Source organism: Geobacter psychrophilus (genome assembly GCF_056821595.1).
On the sequence record NZ_JBXDTU010000004.1, the window covers coordinates 642955 to 658564 of the forward strand.

The window sequence follows — 15610 nt, forward strand, 5'->3', positions numbered from 1 at the left end:
CGATGAAACGCGGCTTTACACTGATTGAGGTTCTTGTTACCATGGCCATCATTTCGATCCTGGCCGGTATGCTGGTGCCTACAGTCTGGAAATTCTGGGAGAACCAGGACGTACAGACGACAAAAGAGCGGCTGAATGCTCTCAAACTGGCTATGGTTGGGGATAAGAATCTGATCCAGAACGGTATCAGGACCAGTTACGGTTTTGTCGGTGATAATGGAGAACTGCCCTTTGCCAACAGCTCTTCATCCTCCAGCCTGGCTTTTCTTGTGAATCGTCCGACAAGCGACTACCCTCACTGGAACGGCCCTTACATGGGCGGAATTGACCAGGCTGTTTACAGAAAGGATGCTTGGGGTAACTCAATAGATTACAGGGCATGCATGAGTGCTGATAATCGTTACTTATCCGGAGCACTGAGAAGCGGCGGTTTGGATGGAATTCTTAACGCAGCATACAATCCTTGCGAACCAAGCAGTTCTGCAAATTTCTGCCTTGGCGATGACATCTGCGTGCCACTTGATCTCAAGGAAGTTGCACCGACCGATAAGGTCAAAGGAAATGTTACAATTACATTCGTTACACCACCGGTGGTAATAACTTCATACAATTTTTTTGTTGAAGATATTGATGGGTTAATAACATTAACTTCGAATTGTATAAATTTAAGTACATCACCCCCTTCCTCGGTTTTCAGTTTATATAGCGCCAAAGGATTTAGGTTGCCAATCGGTAATGCCCGTATTTACGGCAAACGCCATCAAGTTGCTGACTGTGCCGATCCAACTCCAACAGAATCTCCAAAGTATAATTTGTTCATCAGTGATAGCCTTTCTACAATGCCGTACAACTTGAATCTCACTTATTAATTCAGGACACCATGGCTGATCTCTTCCTCGACATACGTGACCGACACATCCGCGCCATCGCAACCGAAAACGAGGTCATACGTTTTCAAAAGGCCTATCTGCTGAAACATGCGGAATCCAGCAGGCACGACAGGCAGGACGATCAATCTGCGGACACGGCAGTTCTGCTTGAAGACGAACTGACAGAAATACTCTCCCTGATTCGCACCGATGCGGGTATCAGCCTGGATCAGGCCCACCTGATCCTGCCTTTTGCTGATATTCAGTTTACCACACATGTTCTTCCGCGGATGCCGCAGCAGGAAGCGCTCAAACTTCTGACCCGCAAGACCGCCACAGGGCCTGACAATGAATCTCCCCAGATTAACCTGGTCCCTATGTCCGTTGATCAGAACAACCAGACATGGCTGGCCGAATACGTAACAATTGACACCCTCAGGGCATACAAAAAAATATTCAGCACTTCACATCTTAAACTGAAAACGGTCACCACCGCGATCGATGCCACACTGCATGCGGCTGCATCCATCCGAGAGTCGATTTTCAATGCCCACGCCATCTTTGAAGTCAACACGCATTCGATAGAAGTATATTACATCTCGGCCTCCAGTCTGCTGTTCCACGAGACCCAGGAAATAAATGAAACCGATTATAATACCGGGCCCGACGCAGAACGGAACCTGAAGCGCCGCATGTTTACCATCCTTGATCTGCTGTACCGCATCAATTCCCAATACCTTAGCGCCAACCCCATGACCCCCCTTCAAAAGGTATGGCTATGCGGAACGGATACGTCTATCCCGGAACTGGCTGCAACCCTGCAGGACGCCATGGATGTCGAAACAGCCCTGTTGTTACCCGCCGGACTGACAGATAGCCAGACTGAAGAATGCCCGTTCACTGCACTTAAAGGGCTGCAGCAGGCCTACTATGGCGATGTGCTCGTCAACTTCATGCATCCCGACCTGTTGCGCCGCTTCCCGCTGCGAAAAAAATCAGGGATGCTGATCTATATTGCCATGTCCCTGCTGGCAGTCGGCATAGTTATCACAACCGAGTTTCGGCATAGCCGGCTTCATAAGCAGGCTGTCACGGCAAAAAAGGCACTTGCCGCTCAGAAGGCATCTCAGGCAACATCATCGATCTTTGCCAAAAATCTTGACCTGCTCAGGAAGCTTTCGGGCAGTCAGATCATGTTCTACCCGATTTTCAGAGAACTGGCCATGAGCCTGCCTGATGGCGTTTACCTTGACTCATTCAACTATGTGAGCAAGAGCAACAAAGATTCGATTGACATAAGTGCCTCGTTCCTCCAATCCAGTGACCTTGGCACACAGAAAACCCTGACAAGGCTTATGGATGTAATGAATCGATCACCATACCTGAACCACTATCGTGAGCCTTCAATTATATCAACCACCAGTGAAAAGAAAAAAGTAATGACCGTCAAATTCACCTGCGAGGTAACACCGCTTGACTCGGCAAAATAAGCTCATCATCCTTGCGACCTATCTTCTGATACTTGCCGTAGCCCTGCCGCTGTACCGGCTCAAGAGAAACGCTGCAGACAAGCGTCTGCGGGCCGAAATCAGCACCAGTCAAGCTGAGATCTCAAGAATTAGGGCGGCGGCCCAGGAGATGGATAAACTTCGCAGATTATTCCCCACAGATGCACACACTGCTTCATTCATCGAGGATCTTTATACAGCGGCCAAGCAATCAAAACTGACATCGCATGAGGCAAGTTCAGCAAATCCGACTTCACGAACGACAACTCGAGGGACAACTCAACCCGAAGAACTGAGCAGTTTTCGATTCTTGATCACAGTCAAAGGAAGTTATCGCTCCATTGCAGAGTATATTCGCAGAGTCCAGAACATTGAGCGATTCAAGAGAGTTACCGATATAAAACTAGTTCCTGACAAACAGGGTGTTTCGGGGAGTCTCTCCCTGGAACTTTTTTCTTTGAAAGGTCAGAATGCGCGCTAATCCTTGCATAGTCGGGTGCATACAACTGCTGGTTCTCAGCGTAGCTGGTACGAATCAGTCTGCTTCAGCTGCCGCACAGTCACCTGCGACAGTTGGTCATGGAAGCTCGATCCAATGGAAATCCATTGCGGAAGATTCAGCTTCCTGGCAACGAGAACCATTCAAGAGTCCTGAGGGCACGAGACAACAGGCATCAGGCCCGTCAGCCGCCAAGCAAGACTCACCAGACCTTGCACTGCAGGGAATAATGAAGGTCAACAAGCACTATTACGCCATCATCAATGGCAGGACAGTTAAACCAGGTGACCACATTGACGGCTGGACCATCGCTGGGATCAGCCGCTATCGAGTGACCATCCGCCGTGAAAAAGAGAAGCAGATCTTCGATATCCACCAGGGCAGAATTGATCGAGGTAACAGATGAATATACGCACATGGACCATACTTGTTCTTTCACTTTCCACGGCTGGCTGCGTCAATCCCGCCGTAAGCACTATCCGTGACACTAAGGTTGCCCCTTCTTATTTTGCAGCTAATCTGCCAGAAAAGGTCGAACCCCAGAGAAAAGAACCGGATGCGTATAAGAAGACTGATCCAGGGCGGACTTATTCGCTCACCCTGAAAAATGCTGATATTAAGGACGTGCTGATGCTGCTCTCCAAAGAGAGCGGGGTACCGATCGTTGCTGAACGCGGGATCAGCGGCCTTGTCAAGATAGAGGTTCAGAACAGGAAACTGGGTGAACTGCTCTATGCGGTTCTCAAGCCGCTCGGTTACACCGCCACGGTAGAGAACGGCATCATCCTGGTTGGCAGACCGCAACTTTCCACACGGATCTTCCGGGTCAACTACATCAAGGATAAACGCAACTCCACCAGCAACACGAACGTCTCCGGTTTTTCTGCCAGCGGCAGTTCAGGTAGCGTTACGGTGTCAACTGAAGGTAAATCCGATTTCTGGGGAGCTTTGGAAGGCTCTCTGGAAATGCTGGTGTTCGGCACAAGTGGCTTGGGCAAACGTGAGGGCGGGGGGTATATCCGCGGTGAAGCCGAGAAAAAGCTCGTAGGTGAACATACGATGAGTAGTTCAGCCCAAACAGCTGGAAGCTCAAGCTCCCAAGGCGGGTATGACCGGCAGTCGTCTGCTGGGTTGACCGCCCGATCCACCACCCAGACAACAGAAGTTGATGACCCAATGCTGCAGAACGCACAAATCAGCCAGAATCAACTCAAACAGCTGGTTGTCAACGAAACAGCCGGCATCATTATGGTCACTGATTTCACAGAAAACCTGGACAAAATAGCAACGTTCCTGACCGATGTCGAAGAAGGCAGCAAGCGGCAGGTATTGATTCAGGCACATATAATGGAGGTCAGCCTTAAAGACTCATTCTCGCTCGGAATTGACTGGAAAAGTGTCATAGACAAGGCGACAAATTCCACACTAACTCAAGTCCTTATACCTGGCAGTTCGACTGTTGCGGCGGCGGCCAGCAGCAGTACATTCAAGTTTTCTGCAACGGGCAGCGACTTTTCTGCGTTTATCGAAGCAATGAAAGAACAGGGCAATATAAACATGCTCTCAAGCCCGAAAATCAGTGCCCTCAACAACCAAAAAGCGGTCATCAAGCTCACCACAAAAGAGGTCTCGTGGGTTTCAACAAAAACAACCCAGAACAACGCCATCGGTGGTCAGGACACGTTCACCACAATTCCACAAGTTGATGAAGTCGGTATTTTCCTTGATGTGACTCCGCAGATCGGCCAGGACGGGTCTATTACCATGCAAATCCATCCCAGTGTTTCGGAGATCAAGGAGGTGTCAACCTCGCCCGACAAGACAAGCACCAAGCCGGTAATCAGCGTTCGAGAAATTGACACCATGGTGGATGCGCGCGCGGGGGAAACCATCGTCATAGCCGGGTTGATATCTGACCGCTTGGCTGAAACCAAGCGCAGCGTTCCACTTCTGGGAGACATTCCCTATCTCGGCATGCTCTTTTCCTACAGCAAGCAGGAACGGGCAAAAAGTGAGTTGGTCATTATGATGACCCCTTATATATTGAATATTAAAACCGTTGATGAAATCAGGACTGAACATGAGAAACGGATGCGTGACATGGGTGGGTCATTTCATCTGATCAATAATCTGGGCAGTCTGGTAACGGAAAAGTCCTCACGCGACTGGATCATGAAAACAAACAAGGCACTTATTCCGATTGGTGCTCAACCCTTTGAGCAACCAGCAGATGAAAACAGTTCGCCGGCACCAACCAAACCGTAAAGAAACAAACAGTTAGATTAAACAGAACTATCGACGTACCCTCAATCGAAAAAGAGGCCTCACAACCCTCTTTATAAATTCTCACCCGTGGTCGTCAAAACCAGTTTGCCATGCTTGACACCTTTGACTCCGATCAACTCATTGGCGATTTTTTTGATGGTTCGAACATTGCCACGAATAATCAGCACCTCCAGACAGTTGTGGGCATCAAGATGAACATGCACAGTAGATATAATCTGTTCATGATGTGAATGCTGGTGCTCAGTCAGCTTGTCGGCCAGATCCCGGACATGATGGTTGTAGACCAACGTTACAGTACCAATCGCCTGCTGCCCCTCGGATCCCAGCCGTTCTTCCACCAATGATGCACGGATAAGATCGCGGATTGCCTCCGATCGGTTCATGTAGCTTTTTTGTTCTATCAGTGTATCAAAATTTTCCAGCAGCTTTTCGTCAAGCGATATGCCGAATCTCACGGTATTTCCCATTGCCTTTGCCCCCAGCATATAAATGTGGTAACACCAATACAGCACTGCTTATAGACGATTCTGCCCTGAATTGAAACTGCTTTGTAATGTTGACTGCACCTCATAAAAATTATATCAACCGGAGTATCTCTGATGCTTGTACGAGCCATCATCTGGATGAATCTTGCACTGCTGTTTTATACCTGGGCCGTTTTCAGCGGAAGGAAGCAGGGACTGCATACCCGTCACCTTGTTATCTTCGGCATCGGATTATTGTGCGATTATCTCGGCACGACTGAGATGAACCACTTTGCTAACACATTCGGCAAAGCGCCCCAGTGGCACAATATCACCGGAATCGCATCCCTGGCAGGAATGGCCTTCCATTTTATATTGGCCCTGGTAGCCTCTCTCTCGGGGAAGGCTGAGGTGGCAAACAGGGTCTTTCACCGTGTAAGCCTGACTATCTATACCTGCTGGTTAATTGCTTTTGCCAGTGGGGCCATCTCCGGCATGCTGCGCTTTCAGCGATAGCTTTACAACCTTCCCGATACCTGCTTATCCAATTGCTATTTACTAATTTAGCTTCAGTGCGAGTAGCATAAATCACGCTTGACACCTAATTACAATTATTAGATAACAATGGTGTTACGATATTTTTTTTCGTGCCTCACACTGAGGAGAATTCCCGATGCATATGGCAGACGCGCTCTTATCTCCTACTGTTGGCGGGACCATGTGGGCAGCCTCAGCAGGTACAATTGCCTACTGCTCCAGCAAGGTACGCAAAGAACTGGATAGCAGCAAGGTCCCGCTGATGGGTGTTCTGGGCGCCTTCATCTTTGCGGCCCAGATGTTCAACTTCTCCATTCCGCTAACCGGTTCAAGCGGGCATTTTGGCGGAAGTCTACTGTTATCGATCCTGCTCGGTCCCTATGCGGCCTTTCTCTGTATTTCCTCAGTATTACTTGTGCAGGCACTGTTTTTTGCCGATGGAGGTTTACTGGCACTGGGATGCAACATCTTCAACCTCGGTTTTTTTCCGGCATTCATCGCTTACCCCTTTATTTACAAATCAATAATCGGCAAGCATGCAAATGCTACAAAGATATCCACTGCCTCTGTGGTCGCCGCCATTGTTGGACTGCAGATGGGTGCCTTTGCTGTTGTGCTGGAAACAGTCTCTTCGGAAATATCATCGCTTCCTTTTTCAACCTTTGTACTCATGATGCAGCCGATCCACTTGGCGATTGGAGTTGTCGAAGGCCTGATTACAGCCACGGTAATTTCATTTGTCTACAAAGCCCGACCGGATATTTTGCAACGTGCCTTGGATGCACGTCCGATAAGTTGCCAACCCGTTCGCAATCTCATACCGGCATTCTTGATGGTGGCCCTGATAGTGTGTGGATTTGCTCCCCGGCTCGCTTCCAATAACCCGGATGGCCTGGAATGGTCGATAGCGAAAGTAACCGGACAAGAGAAACTGAAGGGACCAGAACGGGGACTGCATGGCACGCTCAAAACCCTGCAGGAAAAGACCGCCTTCCTGCCGGATTATTCGATCAAGAAACCGTCTGAAGCAAAGACGGTAGAATCAAAAGCAGCAGCAACTCATGAAAAATATCCTGTTAATCAGAACAATCCTGTAGGAAGCAGCATGGCAGGGCTTTTCGGTGGAATTTTAACATTTGGATTTGCATTTTTGACAGGATTTTTCCTGAAACGCAGGTTCCATTCTGCATAAATAATTGCCAAGGACCTCTCATGGCTTCAATTCACAGTGCGGTACTGGATCTCAAACGTCTGGACCGGCTGGCATGCGGAAATTCGAAAATCCACCATTTGGATGCCCGCGCCAAGGTTCTTGTAACAGTGGTATTCATCTTCTGTGTTGTATCCTACAACCGATACGAGCTTTCCGCCTTGTTCCCCTTCTTCATTTTTCCCGTTGTAATGATCACCCTGGCCGGCATTCCTCCGTTATTCATCCTGAAAAAGGTCACCCTGCTCTGCCCGTTCGTTTTGGCTGTTGGGATATTTAACCCGGTTTTCGACCGGGAGATACTCCTGCAACTCGGGCCATTGAGTATCTCTGGCGGCTGGATATCATGTGCCTCCATCCTGATCAGATCCATGTTGACCATTGGCGCAGCCTTTATCCTGGTGGGTGTAACCGGCTTCACCTCAGCCTGTCACGCCATGGAACGACTCGGCATGCCGCAGGTTTTTGCCGTACAACTTTTGTTTCTCTATCGTTATATCTTTGTACTGGCCGAAGAAGGTAACAGAACATCACGGGCGCGGGAACTGCGCTCCTGCGGCAAAAAAGGACTGGGCATCCGCAGCTTCGGTTCCCTGATCGGTCACCTGCTGCTCCGAACCTGGCAACGGGCAGAGCGGATCCACATGTCAATGCTGAGCCGCGGATTTACAGGGATATTCCATAGTCAGCGTCAGTCTCGCCTCGGAATGGCCGAACTCCGCTTTGTTCTCGGCTGGTCCACTCTCTTGATCTTCCTGCGCCTGCAAAACACCTCTCAGATTTTCGGTCAGCTGATCACAGGCATGATTCCATGAGTCATCACATCGTGGAAGCCAGAAATCTGTGTCATAGCTATCCCGATGGCACCTCGGCACTCGCTGGCATATCGTTCCGCATCACCCATGGTGAGTCAGTGGCTGTCATCGGTGCCAACGGTGCCGGGAAATCAACCCTGCTGCTGCACCTCAACGGCTGCTTGTGCGCAACAAGTGGCGAGGTTCGGATCGGAGACACCCTACTCACCCCCGGGACGTTGCCCGACATTCGCCGCACAGTCGGCATGGTATTTCAGGATCCGGACGACCAGCTCTTCATGCCGACTGTCTTCGAAGATGTCGCCTTTGGCCCCTGTAATCTTGGTCTGTCAGGTTTGGATGTTGAACAGCGTGTCTCGGACGCCCTGGCACAGGTCGGCGCCTGCCATCTGCGGGACAAACCTCCATACAATCTTTCCGGGGGCGAAAAGAAGCGGGTTGCCATCGCAACCGTGCTCTCCATGGCCCCCGACATACTGGTGATGGACGAGCCGACCAGCGGCCTGGATCCTTTTGCCCGCAGACAGCTAATCGGCCTGATCAAAGATTTTCGTCATACCCGTATCATCACCAGCCATGATCTAGATATGGTCTATGAAGTATGTGAACGCACCATCATCCTGAACCGGGGGAAAGTAGCTGCTGACGGGCCAACCAGAGATGTGTTCATGAATGGAGAGTTATTGAAAGAGTGCCGACTGGAAAAACCACTTTCACTGCAGGGTTGTCCTGAATGTTCCAAAATAGGATTCTAGTTCGGCTTTGACAGGACAGATTATCATGAATCTATTATCCATTTTCACAACTGCCTTGTCCGTTTTTTTCGCCCTTATTCTGTTGGGTGGACTGTACGTCCTCAGGAACATGTTCATCCCGACGAGAGGCAAACGGATCAAGAGCTATCCCAAGCCGACCCGAGCCCTGCTCGTGTTGGATATTCAGGAGAGCAGCGGCAACATGCAGAGTGCATCCTGTCCGCTTCCGGTAAACACGCCCTTCGGGAAGATGGTTCAAGCAGTCAACCGTCTGATCGACTCCTTCGACCATTCGGGCCAGGAAGTGGCCTATGTCCGTCAGGTCTTTACCAACTCCCTCGTCACGCGACTTCACGGGGGTCGCATACTCGCCGGCAGGCTGGAGCCGCGCATCTGCCGTTGGGTTAACGTAGTCAACAAAAACGACTTTGCCAAGAACCGGACGGATGCCTTTTCGAACAAAAAGCTGGAGCAGTTTCTGATTGATCGTCAGGTGGACGAGATCTTTCTGGTCGGTCTGGATGCAGCCTTTTGTGTCTACTACACAGCCTTGGGAGCACTGAACCGGGGCTACCAGGTTACCGTTGTTTCAGATGCTGTTATGACGGGGAGGGATATGGGCCGGGTGCTGAAACGTTATCATGACAAGGGGATCTGCATTTTGAACAGTCAGGAGGCAGTTCTGGCGATTAACGGTTCAACATGCAATTCACTGGATCATTTGTGATTCGAGTGCTGACGGTCAATCTCCGCGAACGAAATCCGCGATATTTCAGCAATAATATCATCAAGAAATTCGAAATTGGGACCTTGGGACATGACGCACAGTAAATATGGGTGTTGAGGATAGTAGATTATGCCGCAGTCATGCAATTGAACGGTGCCGTCATTCACATCTGACTTCTCACCAAATTTGTGAGAAACGGAAATATTTGGGGGAACACCGGCTACAAGTCCTGTTCTGAACTCCGATTTAGACAGAATGTCTAATGCCCACTCTGACGATTCCCTGCTCAGATATGAAGAATTGTAGAGTATCCTGAAGAAAGACTCATAGGTCTGGACAGAGAGAAAGTTATCATCTTTGATCACCCGCGGATTTTGTATTCTCAGGTTGGAATATACCTTGTCAAACTGGGCAGGATCAACCACCCTGGTAAGAAAGGTGAAGGCGTTGTTGTCTGAATACACAATCATTCTGTAGATCAAGTCTCTGATGGTGTACTCATTTCCCGGCACCAACGTCTTGGAGGGTTTGATATTCTGATTGATGTTGTAGTCATTTGCCAGATCGAATTTCACGCTTCGGTCAAGCAGGCCTGCCTCTTTTTCCGCCTGTTTCAGAAGTGCAATCATAAGAGGAACTTTACGAAGACTTGCCGGAGTAAACTTTTCCGTATCCCCGATACTGAACCACAGACCGTCATTCAGTTCCCGAAAATAGACACTCACTTTTTTTGACCATCGTTTATCTATTCCGGAATTCAAATACGTTTCGATTTTATTTTTAAATGGGACAAGTTCCGGGGCACGTATCATATCATCTGCAATATCACAAGCCAGCAACGGGTTGATATGGCGTATCTGGCCCTCATGCTTTTCGACATAACCGGCAACGTTACTGTTCCTATTAAACTTGAGCATTACGTCATGTGTCGTAAAACCTATAACTCCCCCCAAGATAAGGATTAAAATGTACGTAGCCAGCTTATTCAATTTCATATAGTCTCTTTCCAGGCGATGTTCCAAATCAAATATTTTGAACAAAAAGCCCCGACCGCGTAAGCAGTCAGGGCTCTTGTGCTTCTGAGGTGCCTAAATCTAAGGTATCGGCGCAATCGTAGGATGACGATCCAGTTCCTGCCCCTTGGCATGCCCCTTTACTGTACGCATCAGTTCTTTTACCTCTTCAGGCATATCCTTGCCTTCCTTCATGGCAGCCTTCATCTGACCTGCCAGATAGGAGTGATTGATAAAGATATCCAGAACCGACAGCATGAACTCCTGTTTCCAGGGAGTCAGTTCATGCAGATGCTGAAATTTATGCATGTAAAATTTCTGCGACGCCTTGCCCAGTTCCTGCCCCAACTGTTCCAAGGTCATGTTTTTCGGCTTTATGACCGGCTCTACCAGATTGTATTTGCTGTAGTCCTTGGTAGCTACATACTCTTCCAGTTGCGGATACAGTTCCGCATAAGGCCAGGGTGCAATAGCAAGAAAGAATGCCATGTCCGGGTTGTAATGCTTTGCCAGCTCAACGGTCTGAGCAATCGATTCCGGGGTATCATCCGGGAGGCCGAGAACAAGAGACGTTTCCGAGACAATATCAGCCGCATTGATCAGATCAATGGCCTGCTTGGACTGGGCTACCTGGGTATCCTTCTTGAACAGGTCCAGCGTTTCCTGGGATCCTGCTTCAACACCGACATAAATATGTTCGATACCGGCCTTTTTATATTTCCACATGATATCTGCATCGCGCAGGATATCGTCAACGCGGGTCTCCATCAGCAATTTTACCGGGACCTGTCGTTCAATCATCAAATCAAGAATCTTGTCCCAGCGCTCACGATCAAACGTTGGCAATTCATCGGAAAGCATGGCGACTTGGACACCGTAGGTTTTTCCCAGCATTTCAATTTCATCCACAACATTTTCCGCAGAACGGGCTCGCCACGACTGGGCCCAGAACAACTGTTGCGAACAGAATGAGCACTGCGATTTGCATCCGCGGGATGTAGATATGATTGCCAGCCGCGCATTCTTCTTGGCCCGGTAGGTATAGATGGGCCATTCAACCAAATCCCAAGCGGTTGGCAAACCGTCCAGATCATGAATATAGGCGGCTTTTGGCGTAACAACGACACCACCATCCCGCCAAAAAGCGAGTCCATTGACTGAAGAGGGGTCACCTCCGGCATTCAGGCAGTTTAAAAGTTCAACCAGCGTCACCTCCCCTTCCCCTCTGACGATATAATCCATTACATCGTGCTCTTCCTTGAGGATCTCATCATAACAGAAGGCAGCGTGAACATTGCCCAGAACAGTAACGACAGAAGGATTTATCTCTTTGGCAAAATTGCAGAGCTTGAGAGCTTCCACTATGGAAGCGGTATAGGCGGTCGTGGCGACAACATCAGGCTTGAACTCTTCGATGCGTTTCTTGATGTCCGGCCACTTGTGCCAGAGCGACATGGCATCATAATAGTCCACCTCATACCCGGCAGCGCGCAATGAACCAGCCATATAGACAAATCCAACATTAAGCCACGTACCAGCGGATTCAACAACACCAGAATGATAGGGCGGGGTAATTAAGGCAACACGTTTTATGGTCATAGAAATCCTCTATATGCTTTGGTGCAGACACGTTCAAACAAGAGTGATTTTATCTTATTATTTCTTTTTTGTCTGCAATTTTCTTACCCATAGTGTTAGTGAAAGACCTTGCCCCACACCCAAAGATAACCAAGCGCATAGGCGGAAAAGAGAACAACATGTTTGACAACCAACGCCTTGCGGCGTTGACGCTCCGCATCCTCGCCATACCAGTTATCTACATATGTAAAGGTGCGCCCGGCACCGGTTGCCATTATGACCACTGCCGCAACAACACTGCCCCAGAAGAAGAGGTGTTCCAGATGATTCAACACGTTAACGACAGTAGGGGTATTCAGGTGGGCATTGTGAAGCACAGCAATAGTGACAATCGTCGCCAGCCAGATTCCGGCGGCAAAGTCGTGAATAAAACCATTTAGTACTATCAGCGTTTTCTTCAACAGCGATCTCCGGAAAAGTCAAATTGCAGCGCCTGGCAGGGACGGCATCTTGCTGAATGCTAGAAAAAAATTATTTGGCCTCGCTATTCGCAGCAGAACAGAACTAATTAATGCTCGACCCTGAAACCGGAATGAAAATTCGATGAAACGAACGGAATCCCCCAATAGCTGAGGATCATCAGTCCCACAGCGACAAGCGAATAGATTGCCAAGCGCCGGTTCCTCCACCCCATGGTAATGCGAAGGTGCAGATAGATGCCATACACCAGCCAGGAGACCAGTGACCAAACCTCGACCGGGTCCCAATTCCAGTAACTCCCCTTGACCTGGTTTGACCAGAGTGCGCCGGAGACCATCATCAGGCTCAGAAACACGAACCCTCCGCTGATAAAACGGTAACTGAGTTCATCAAGTCGCTGAAGACTTGGGAATCTCTCATACACACCACCGGCCTTTTTTTCTTTGAGCAGAAAAAGAAATCCGAGGGCCGCTGCAAACAGAACGCAGCTAAAGCCGGTCGTTGCAGCAAAGATATGCGTCCAGAGCCAGGTACTCTGCAGTGCTGGTGGCAAGGTGCTGCCAATATCCTTCATCAGGGTGCCGGACCAACCAAGTAGAACAAAACAGACCGGCATTACCAGCACACCGGCTGGCTCAAGCTTTCGAGCCGCGCATTGTGACATCAAAAAAACAAAAACAGCGATCAGCACTCCCGATGCAAGGGATTCAGATACCGCAATAAACGGCGGCACGCCACCGGCAAGCCAGCGTACAGCAACAGCGCCGATATTTCCGCAGAAGCCGACCACAACAAAGGAAAGGGCACAATTGAACAAGGCTTCCTTGCGAGCCAACAGGCCGAAAATATAACAGAATGCAGCAATGCCGTAACAGGCAACCGCGGTCCAGAATAACGTCATTTCATACTGTAGCATTGCTTTTCCCTCTTGATTCTTAGTACACAAAGAGCCTATAAAGTAGACTGTATTTCACATACTAACCTGGGAATGTTCTTCGTCCCGCTCTAAAACAGGCTAGTGACTATAAACAGAAAAGTCGCTTTTGTCTATTAGAAGAGCGGTACCAATCCCGTCGTTCAGCTATTTGTAACACGACCATTCAACCGAGCCAAGCCAATGCCCAACAACTAGGCACTCCGCACAATGTTTGTGCACAACCTTTTAAACTATGCATTTGTTCACAACAAACAACCTGTTAATTGTTAGCTTCTTACGTCTTTTGTTGCGACTTCAAATGGTGTGAAAATTGCAATTGCCTGATCATTCACTCCCGATACCAATACCACCAGGACCTCGAACAGGAGCAACCTTATGACCGACTGCGCAGCTACAAGCCACCGTCTGACTGAAGAAATCCTTTCCATAATAGATGCAGGAGTTGACGGAGACCTTAGCGACGATAAATTTAACGACTACTGTATGCAGTTATTTGCCCTTCACTATGAGACCAACAAGATCTTCCGTGAGTTCTGCGACATAAAAAAGGTAAAACCGGGCACTATCAGCCGTTGGCAGGACGTTCCAATGGTCTACAATGATGTCTTCAAGACCCACCTGGTTGCATCGTTTCCTCTGGAACAATCCGTCATGGCCTGCCTGACTGGCGGTACGACCAGCTTGACCCAGCGCGGACGTATCTTCCGTGATGAAGACGGCAAACGCTTGGTCTTTGCGGCCAACAAAAAAATGACGGCTTCATACCTCTTTCCCGATTTTGAAGAGGGCAAGCGCTGCCGGATCCTGATTCTGGCGCCAAGTCCGCAACTGGCCCCCTCCATGGGCATGGCTATAGGCATGGACCAGACCCGCACCCACTTCGGCACCGAAGACAGCATCTTCCTGCTTGGTAAAACAGGCATAGACGTAAAAAATCTGCTCAAGGCCTTGCGCGAGTCTGAACAAAGCGGAGTTCCGGTAGCATTAATCGGCGCAACGGCTGCATACGTTTACTTCTTCCAATCCTGTCGCAAAAAGAAGATGATGTTTAAACTCCCTCCTGGAAGCCGTATCTGTGACGGGGGCGGTTACCGTGGCCGCTTCGGTGTTGTAACCCGGGATGACTATTACGCCATGGTAAAAGAGATTCTGGATATCCCCGAGTCCCACTGTGTAAACGTGCTGGGCGAAGCAGAAACCGCCACCAACCTGTTCGATAACACCTTGCGGCGCTATGTCAAGGGGTTACCGCCCCGGGAGCGCACCCGCCCGGTCCCCCCCTGGTCACGGGTACTGGCTATGAACATCGACGATCTGAGTCCGTTGCCGGACGGCGAAGTCGGCCTGATGGCTCACTGGGATCTGGCCAACGTTCCGACTGTTCTTGCAGTCATCACCGATAACCTGGGTTACACGACCGACAATGGCACCGGATGTGAAATAGTTGGCAGAGCCAAGATTGAGAATGGCAAGGTTTCACCACTACCGGATGAAGACCGCACCATGGGTCCGATGGGAGACTCAACCATTTTCCGGATGCTTGAGGCATATTCTAATTTTTCCATCGACCTCAAGATGCGCTTTGCCAAGGACCCCAAGACGCAAGACCCGAGCATCCGGGAAGAGATCGAGGCACGGCCCGGATCTGTTGCCTCCTGCCCGCAGGTAGTCGACGAAATCCTCGTATCCCAGGCCAGTCAGGAGGCTGCAGACGAACGTGATAAGTCATTGAACACATTCAAGGATCAAACCGACCGTCCACTGGAGTGGTATGTAAAGGAGGCAGAGAAACAGACGCTGGTTGATCATCCTGCGGGATTGAAATCGGAGAAATCCAGTGAAAAAAAGGGGCATTGAACAGCTTTTGTTTTGCACCCTGAATCAGTAACATACTATGGTTTCCCACTTTACAATGAAACCGTTCTATAGTAT

General features: G+C 49.4%; 16 protein-coding genes. 11 read left to right on the plus strand and 5 right to left on the minus strand.

All coding sequences use genetic code 11. From position 1 onward, the window contains the following. Window positions 1-2 precede the first annotated feature (2 nt). From ACOCF6_RS05220 to ACOCF6_RS05240, 5 genes are all read left to right on the plus strand, one after another. On the plus strand, window positions 3-869 hold the full coding sequence (locus ACOCF6_RS05220; protein WP_482459334.1) for a prepilin-type N-terminal cleavage/methylation domain-containing protein: 867 nt from the start codon (window positions 3-5) through the stop codon (window positions 867-869). Window positions 870-880: 11 nt separating this feature from the next. Beyond that, on the plus strand, window positions 881-2359 hold the full coding sequence (locus ACOCF6_RS05225; RefSeq protein ID WP_482459335.1) for a hypothetical protein: 1479 nt from the start codon (window positions 881-883) through the stop codon (window positions 2357-2359). After that, window positions 2343-2858, plus strand: coding sequence for a type 4a pilus biogenesis protein PilO (gene pilO, locus ACOCF6_RS05230; RefSeq protein ID WP_482459336.1), 516 nt, complete (start codon window positions 2343-2345; stop codon window positions 2856-2858). Before ACOCF6_RS05225 ends, pilO begins: the two co-directional genes overlap by 17 nt. 247 nt (window positions 2859-3105) lie before the next feature. Continuing rightward, window positions 3106-3282 carry a hypothetical protein gene (locus ACOCF6_RS05235; RefSeq protein WP_482459337.1) on the plus strand — a complete coding sequence of 59 codons (177 nt, stop codon included), beginning with the start codon at window positions 3106-3108 and terminating at the stop codon, window positions 3280-3282. Further along, window positions 3279-5141, plus strand: a complete 1863-nt coding sequence (locus ACOCF6_RS05240; RefSeq protein ID WP_482459338.1) for a type II secretion system protein GspD — start codon at window positions 3279-3281, stop codon at window positions 5139-5141. The genes ACOCF6_RS05235 and ACOCF6_RS05240 overlap by 4 nt, the downstream gene beginning before the upstream one ends. Window positions 5142-5212: 71 nt before the next feature. Here ACOCF6_RS05240 and nikR read toward each other — a convergent pair whose 3' ends face one another. Further along, a complete protein-coding gene (gene nikR / locus ACOCF6_RS05245) occupies window positions 5213-5629 on the minus strand; it encodes a nickel-responsive transcriptional regulator NikR (protein ID WP_482459339.1) in 417 nt (138 codons plus the stop codon). A gap of 132 nt (window positions 5630-5761) precedes the next feature. Between nikR and ACOCF6_RS05250 the strand changes: the two genes are divergently transcribed. The 5 genes from ACOCF6_RS05250 (at window position 5762) to ACOCF6_RS05270 (ending at window position 9670) form a co-directional block, all read left to right on the plus strand. Next, on the plus strand, window positions 5762-6142 hold the full coding sequence (locus ACOCF6_RS05250; protein WP_482459340.1) for an HsmA family protein: 381 nt from the start codon (window positions 5762-5764) through the stop codon (window positions 6140-6142). A 157-nt stretch (window positions 6143-6299) separates the two neighbouring features. Further along, entirely contained in the window at window positions 6300-7355 is a 1056-nt protein-coding gene (locus ACOCF6_RS05255; protein ID WP_482459341.1) for an energy-coupling factor ABC transporter permease, read from the plus strand. Between the two features lie 20 nt (window positions 7356-7375). After that, window positions 7376-8188: a cobalt ECF transporter T component CbiQ gene (gene cbiQ, locus ACOCF6_RS05260; RefSeq protein ID WP_482459342.1), complete on the plus strand. Its 813-nt coding sequence runs from the start codon at window positions 7376-7378 to the stop codon at window positions 8186-8188. After that, window positions 8185-8943: an energy-coupling factor ABC transporter ATP-binding protein gene (locus ACOCF6_RS05265; RefSeq protein ID WP_482459343.1), complete on the plus strand. Its 759-nt coding sequence runs from the start codon at window positions 8185-8187 to the stop codon at window positions 8941-8943. The genes cbiQ and ACOCF6_RS05265 overlap by 4 nt, the downstream gene beginning before the upstream one ends. Window positions 8944-8968: 25 nt before the next feature. Further along, window positions 8969-9670 (plus strand): cysteine hydrolase family protein, encoded by a 702-nt coding sequence (locus ACOCF6_RS05270; protein WP_482459344.1) that lies wholly within the window; start codon window positions 8969-8971, stop codon window positions 9668-9670. Here ACOCF6_RS05270 and ACOCF6_RS05275 read toward each other — a convergent pair. The 4 genes from ACOCF6_RS05275 to ccsA all read right to left on the minus strand — a co-directional run bounded on the left by ACOCF6_RS05275 (window position 9661) and on the right by ccsA (window position 13657). Continuing rightward, a complete protein-coding gene (locus tag ACOCF6_RS05275; protein WP_482459345.1) occupies window positions 9661-10665 on the minus strand; it encodes a serine hydrolase in 1005 nt (334 codons plus the stop codon). The genes ACOCF6_RS05270 and ACOCF6_RS05275 overlap by 10 nt on opposite strands. Before the next feature lie 99 nt (window positions 10666-10764). Continuing rightward, window positions 10765-12282: a cobalamin-dependent protein gene (locus ACOCF6_RS05280; RefSeq protein WP_482459346.1), complete on the minus strand. Its 1518-nt coding sequence runs from the start codon at window positions 12280-12282 to the stop codon at window positions 10765-10767. A 95-nt stretch (window positions 12283-12377) separates the two neighbouring features. Then, the gene (locus ACOCF6_RS05285) at window positions 12378-12722 is read right to left on the minus strand and encodes a hypothetical protein (RefSeq protein ID WP_482459347.1); all 345 of its coding nucleotides are present in this window, start codon (window positions 12720-12722) and stop codon (window positions 12378-12380) included. A gap of 107 nt (window positions 12723-12829) precedes the next feature. Next, on the minus strand, window positions 12830-13657 hold the full coding sequence (ccsA, locus tag ACOCF6_RS05290; protein WP_482459348.1) for a cytochrome c biogenesis protein CcsA: 828 nt from the start codon (window positions 13655-13657) through the stop codon (window positions 12830-12832). A 396-nt stretch (window positions 13658-14053) separates the two neighbouring features. Here ccsA and ACOCF6_RS05295 point away from each other — a divergent pair, with 396 nt between their 5' ends. After that, entirely contained in the window at window positions 14054-15535 is a 1482-nt protein-coding gene (locus ACOCF6_RS05295) for a LuxE/PaaK family acyltransferase (RefSeq protein WP_482459349.1), read from the plus strand. Window positions 15536-15610 lie beyond the last annotated feature (75 nt).

Bases quoted from the DNA above. Each gene is read 5' to 3' on its own strand.
- ACOCF6_RS05220 (WP_482459334.1), top strand. From the start codon at position 3: ATGAAACGCGGCTTTACACTGATTGAGGTTCTTGTTACCATGGCCATC.
- ACOCF6_RS05225 (WP_482459335.1), top strand. From the start codon at position 881: ATGGCTGATCTCTTCCTCGACATACGTGACCGACACATCCGCGCCATC.
- ACOCF6_RS05235 (WP_482459337.1), top strand. From the start codon at position 3,106: ATGAAGGTCAACAAGCACTATTACGCCATCATCAATGGCAGGACAGTT.
- ACOCF6_RS05240 (WP_482459338.1), top strand. From the start codon at position 3,279: ATGAATATACGCACATGGACCATACTTGTTCTTTCACTTTCCACGGCT.
- nikR (WP_482459339.1), bottom strand. From the start codon at position 5,629: ATGGGAAATACCGTGAGATTCGGCATATCGCTTGACGAAAAGCTGCTG.
- ACOCF6_RS05250 (WP_482459340.1), top strand. From the start codon at position 5,762: ATGCTTGTACGAGCCATCATCTGGATGAATCTTGCACTGCTGTTTTAT.
- ACOCF6_RS05255 (WP_482459341.1), top strand. From the start codon at position 6,300: ATGCATATGGCAGACGCGCTCTTATCTCCTACTGTTGGCGGGACCATG.
- cbiQ (WP_482459342.1), top strand. From the start codon at position 7,376: ATGGCTTCAATTCACAGTGCGGTACTGGATCTCAAACGTCTGGACCGG.
- ACOCF6_RS05265 (WP_482459343.1), top strand. From the start codon at position 8,185: ATGAGTCATCACATCGTGGAAGCCAGAAATCTGTGTCATAGCTATCCC.
- ACOCF6_RS05270 (WP_482459344.1), top strand. From the start codon at position 8,969: ATGAATCTATTATCCATTTTCACAACTGCCTTGTCCGTTTTTTTCGCC.
- ACOCF6_RS05275 (WP_482459345.1), bottom strand. From the start codon at position 10,665: ATGAAATTGAATAAGCTGGCTACGTACATTTTAATCCTTATCTTGGGG.
- ACOCF6_RS05280 (WP_482459346.1), bottom strand. From the start codon at position 12,282: ATGACCATAAAACGTGTTGCCTTAATTACCCCGCCCTATCATTCTGGT.
- ccsA (WP_482459348.1), bottom strand. From the start codon at position 13,657: ATGCTACAGTATGAAATGACGTTATTCTGGACCGCGGTTGCCTGTTAC.
- ACOCF6_RS05295 (WP_482459349.1), top strand. From the start codon at position 14,054: ATGACCGACTGCGCAGCTACAAGCCACCGTCTGACTGAAGAAATCCTT.